This window comes from Stenotrophomonas pictorum JCM 9942 (assembly GCF_001310775.1).
Taxonomy (GTDB): domain Bacteria; phylum Pseudomonadota; class Gammaproteobacteria; order Xanthomonadales; family Xanthomonadaceae; genus Stenotrophomonas; species Stenotrophomonas pictorum.
The window spans coordinates 1-4,656 of record NZ_BAZI01000220.1; the positions used below are offsets into that span (position 1 = coordinate 1).

The window sequence follows — 4,656 nt, forward strand, 5'->3', positions numbered from 1 at the left end:
CGGGCGCCCGGCTGCTGCTCGATGCCGTTCCCGGCGCCCCGGTCGCCCGTCCAGATGATGTGCTTTACCGCCTGCCTTTCGCCGGCGGTAAAGCCGGGTGAGCCAGGCGTTTGGCGGCCGCCACAGCCACAATGATGCGCAGAACCACTACGCGGTGGACTTCCCGCTCGCCGAAGGCACGCCGGTGCTCGCCGCACGCGCCGGCGTGGTGATGCAGGTGTTGGATGCCGCCACCGGCGAAGCCAACCTGGTCCGGATACTGCACGCCGACGGCAGCATGGCGCTGTATGCGCACCTGCAAGCCGGCAGTGCCGCGGTCCGGCCCGGGCAGAAGGTGGAAATCGGGCAACGGCTCGCCAATTCAGGCAATACCGGGCGCAGCAGTGGCCCGCACCTGCATTTCACCGTCCAGCGCAACGCCGGCATGGCGCTGGAATCGCTGCCGTTCCGCATGGCCGATGACCGCGGCGAGCTGCAATTTCCGCGTGAAGACAACGGCGGCGGCGACTGAGTCACGCGCCGACGGGCGTCCCGCTATAATCGACGGCTCTTTTGCTCCGAAGCGCCCGTGCGGGCGCGCTCGCCATGTCCGAAGTCGCCTCCGAAGCCGCGCGTCGCCGTACGTTCGCCATCATCTCCCACCCTGACGCCGGCAAGACCACGCTGACCGAAAAGCTGTTGCTGTTCGGCGGTGCGATCCAGATGGCCGGCTCGGTGAAGTCGCGCAAGACCAGCAAGCACGCCACCTCCGACTGGATGGCGCTGGAAAAGGAGCGCGGCATCTCGGTCACCTCCTCGGTGATGCAGTTCCCGTACGAGGACAAGATCGTCAACCTGCTCGACACCCCCGGCCATGCCGACTTCGGCGAGGACACCTACCGCGTGCTCACCGCGGTGGACTCGGCGCTGATGGTGATCGACGTGGCCAAGGGCGTGGAAGAACGCACCATCAAACTGATGGAGGTCTGCCGCCTGCGTGACACCCCGATCATGACCTTCATCAACAAGCTCGACCGCGAGGGCAAGGACCCGATCGAGCTGCTGGATGAAGTGGAAACCGTGCTCGGCATCCAGTGCGCGCCGGTGACCTGGCCGATCGGCATGGGCCAGCGCCTGAAGGGCGTGGTGCACCTGTTGACCGGCGAAGTGCACCTGTACGAACCGGGCCGCAACTTCACCCGCCAGGATTCGACCATCTTCCCGTCGCTGGACGCGCCAGGTCTGGCCGAGAAGATCGGCGAGAAGATGCTGGCCGACCTGCGCGACGAGCTGGAGCTGGTGCAGGGCGCCAGCCATCCGTTCGACCTGGACGAATACCTGGCCGGCAAACAGACGCCGGTGTTCTTCGGCTCGGGCGTGAACAACTTCGGTGTGCAGCCGTTGCTGGACTTCTTCGTCAAACACGCACCTTCACCGCAGGCCCGTGCCACCACCGGCCGCGATATCGCTCCGCAGGAAGACAAGCTGACCGGTTTCGTGTTCAAGATCCAGGCCAACATGGATCCACAGCACCGCGACCGCGTGGCCTTCATGCGCGTGTGCTCGGGCAAATTCACCGCAGGCATGAAGACCTTCCATGTGCGCACCGGCAAGGAAATGAAACTGGCCAACGCGCTGACCTTCATGGCGTCCGACCGCGAGATCGCTGCCGAGGCCTGGCCGGGCGATGTGATCGGTATCCACAATCACGGCACCATCTCCATCGGCGACACCTTCACTGAAGGCGAAGCGGTGACTTTCACCGGCATTCCCAACTTCGCCCCGGAACTGTTCCGCCGCGCCCGCCTGCGCGACCCGCTCAAGCTCAAGCAGCTGCAGAAGGGCCTGGCGCAGCTGTCCGAAGAAGGTGCCACCCAGTTCTTCCGCCCGATCATGAGCAACGACCTGATCCTCGGTGCAGTCGGCGTGCTGCAGTTCGATGTCGCCGCCTACCGCCTGAAGGACGAATACGGCGTGGAGGCGATCTTCGAGCCGGTCAGCGTGGTCACCGCCCGCTGGGTACACTGCGACAACGCCAGGAAGCTGGAAGAGTTCCGCGAGAAGAACGCCAGCAACCTGGCCATCGATGCGGCCGGCCAGCTGGTGTATCTGGCGCCGACACGGGTCAACCTGCAGCTGGCGCAGGAACGCGCGCCGGATGTGCGCTTTGCCGCAACCCGTGAAGCAGCGCACACGGTTTCTGTGGCCTGAGCCCGATGCCGGCGTGCATACGCCGGCGTTCGGAGGGATGATAGCGGTCACCGGGCATTCCCCCTGCCCGCGTCATCTGCCTACATGACCACAGCTGCTTCCATCCGCGAAGAAATCGCCAGTGCCTTGACCCATGGGTTGGGCGCGGTGGCCGCACTCGGCGCCAGCGCCGTCCTCATCACCCTGGCCGCGATCTACGGTGACGGCTGGCAACTGGCCAGTGCCATCGTCTTCGGTGTCGCCCTACTGCTGCTCTACACCGCCTCCACGCTGTACCACGCCATCCAGCACCCCATCGCCAAAGGCCGTCTGAAGGTCTTCGACCACTGTGCGATCTACCTGCTGATCGCCGGCACCTACACTCCCTTCACCCTGATCGGTCTGCGCGGCCCCTGGGGCTGGGGCCTGTTCGCCGCGATCTGGTCGCTGGCCGTATTCGGGGTGATCTTCAAACTGTTCTATACCGGCCGCTTCAAACTGCTTTCGACGATCATCTATATCGTGATGGGCTGGCTGGTGGTGGTGGCGATCAAGCCAATGTGGCATTCGCTGGACGGATTCACCCTCGGCTGGCTGTTCGCCGGCGGCGTGTTCTATACGCTGGGCACCGTGTTCTACCACCGCGAACAGCTGCCCTACTCGCATGCGATCTGGCACATGTTCGTGATCGGCGGCAGCGTCTGCCACTTCGTCTCGGTGACCGCGCAGATCCTGTGACAGGAAACCACCCACACTGGCGCACCGCCGGCGGTGGGCGACGGATCCAGCGGCGGGACGAACGGTCATGACCTGAAGGGCGATGTGGAAATCGACGCCACCGGCCAATGGCTTACGCGCGGGCGGCGATTCGATTTCCCACACTCACCGAACATCACGATCGGAACCTGCCCAAGCGAAGATGCCAACTGTGGCCGACGCCCCACCGGGCCGTGCCGTCAGACTCAGCCGCCGGTGATGTACTGCTGCAGCTGCCCCAGTTCCTGGCGCTGCTGCTCGATCACCGATTTGACCAGATCACCGATGGAAATCACGCCCATCACCTCATCGCCGTCCACCACCGGCAGGTGGCGGATACGGCGGTTGGTCACCAGTTCCAGGCACTGCTCCACCGTCACGGTGGGCGCCACCGTGACCAGCTCGGCCGTCATGATCTCGCGCACCGGGGTCGTGGCCGAGGAACGGTCCTTCAGCACGATCTTGCGCGCGTAATCGCGCTCGGAAAGGATGCCCACCAGGTGGCGGCCGTCCATCACCAGCACCGCGCCGATGCCCTTTTCGGCCATCAACCGGATGGCCTGTATCACCGCGACTTCCGGGGCTACCGCATGGATCTCAGGAGACTTGGTCGCAAGCAATTGTCGAACGGTCTGCATGGCATTGTTCCGCGCGATGAGGGTCTGCTGATACTGCCACGGCCGCCGGCTGCCAGCTATCCACCAGGTACAGCGGCCGCTGTTTGACCTCCATGTACAGGCGCCCGAGGTATTCACCGATCAATCCCAGCGCGATCAGCTGTACGCCCCCCAGGAACAGGATCACCGCCATCATCGTCGGCCAGCCGGCCACCCGGTCCCCGTACAGCGCGGCCTTGGCCACCACGAACAGGGCAAACCCGAAGGCCGATGCAGCAGTGAGCAGCCCCAGATAGGTCGCCACACGCAGCGGTGCGGTCGAAAAACTGGTGATGCCTTCCAGCGCGAAGTTCCACAGCTTCCAGAAGCCGAACTTGCTGGCCCCGGCCAGACGCGGCGCACGCCGGTACGGCAAGGCCACCCGCCGGAAGCCAACCCAGCCGAACAGGCCTTTCATGAACCGCTGACGCTCGCGCAGCCGCCGCAATGCCTGCAAGGCGCGCGGTGACAGCAGCCGGAAGTCGCCGGTGTCGGCGGGAATCGGGGTCTTGGACAGCCGCCCGATCACCCGGTAGAACAGCGCCGCCGTCACCCGTTTGAGCCAGCCATCGCCTTCACGCACCAGCCGAGTGCCATATACATCGTCATACCCCTGCCGCCACAGCGCCACGAACTCGGGAATCAGCTCCGGCGGATCCTGGCCATCGGCATCGAGAATCAGCACCGCCCCGTCGTCGACGAAATCCAGCCCTGCGGTCAGCGCGATCTCCTTGCCGAAGTTGCGCGACAGCCGCAACGTCGCCACGCGCGGATCGGCGGCCAACTGCCGCATCACCGTCCAGGTCGCATCGGTGCTGCCGTCGTCCACATACAGAAGGTGGCCGTCGACATCCTGCAGCCGGTCCAGCTCGGCGCAGATCCGCGGATGGATCAGCGGCAGCGTCTCCTGCTCGTTGCAGGCGGCGATCACGATGGTCAGGCGCTGGCGGGTAGTCATGCGGCGATTCTACGGAAGCCGGCCGGCGGCAAGGTCAATCGATCTGCTCCACATAGCCCGCACCGCCCAGCTGGCGCGCCTGCCGCTGGATCCAGGCCGCGCGCCGCTGCACGTACG

At 65.3% G+C, this 4,656-nt stretch carries 4 protein-coding genes and 2 pseudogenes; 3 read left to right on the plus strand and 3 right to left on the minus strand.

Going from position 1 to position 4,656, the window contains the following annotated elements:
• The 3 genes and pseudogenes from JCM9942_RS11070 to trhA form a co-directional block, all read left to right on the plus strand.
• Positions 1-511 (plus strand): annotated as a pseudogene (locus JCM9942_RS11070) (M23 family metallopeptidase); the annotation flags it as partial.
• Positions 512-585: 74 nt separating this feature from the next.
• Positions 586-2,190, plus strand: coding sequence for a peptide chain release factor 3 (locus tag JCM9942_RS11075; protein ID WP_054659673.1), 1,605 nt, complete (start codon positions 586-588; stop codon positions 2,188-2,190).
• 84 nt (positions 2,191-2,274) lie between these two features.
• The gene (trhA, locus tag JCM9942_RS11080; protein ID WP_054659675.1) at positions 2,275-2,907 is read left to right on the plus strand and encodes a PAQR family membrane homeostasis protein TrhA; all 633 of its coding nucleotides are present in this window, start codon (positions 2,275-2,277) and stop codon (positions 2,905-2,907) included.
• Positions 2,908-3,131: 224 nt separating this feature from the next.
• Here the strand turns inward: trhA and JCM9942_RS11085 are convergent, their stop codons facing one another.
• From JCM9942_RS11085 to JCM9942_RS20540, 3 genes and pseudogenes are all read right to left on the minus strand, one after another.
• On the minus strand, positions 3,132-3,563 hold the full coding sequence (locus tag JCM9942_RS11085) for a CBS domain-containing protein (RefSeq protein WP_054659677.1): 432 nt from the start codon (positions 3,561-3,563) through the stop codon (positions 3,132-3,134).
• Entirely contained in the window at positions 3,523-4,539 is a 1,017-nt protein-coding gene (locus JCM9942_RS11090) for a glycosyltransferase family 2 protein (protein ID WP_054659679.1), read from the minus strand. Before JCM9942_RS11090 ends, JCM9942_RS11085 begins: the two co-directional genes overlap by 41 nt.
• Positions 4,540-4,573: 34 nt before the next feature.
• Positions 4,574-4,656, minus strand: a pseudogene (locus JCM9942_RS20540) (monofunctional biosynthetic peptidoglycan transglycosylase); the annotation flags it as partial.

Coding starts and splice junctions, on each gene's coding strand:
- JCM9942_RS11075 (WP_054659673.1), top strand. CDS start 586: ATGTCCGAAGTCGCCTCCGAAGCCGCGCGTCGCCGTACGTTCGCCATC.
- trhA (WP_054659675.1), top strand. CDS start 2,275: ATGACCACAGCTGCTTCCATCCGCGAAGAAATCGCCAGTGCCTTGACC.
- JCM9942_RS11085 (WP_054659677.1), bottom strand. CDS start 3,563: ATGCAGACCGTTCGACAATTGCTTGCGACCAAGTCTCCTGAGATCCAT.
- JCM9942_RS11090 (WP_054659679.1), bottom strand. CDS start 4,539: ATGACTACCCGCCAGCGCCTGACCATCGTGATCGCCGCCTGCAACGAG.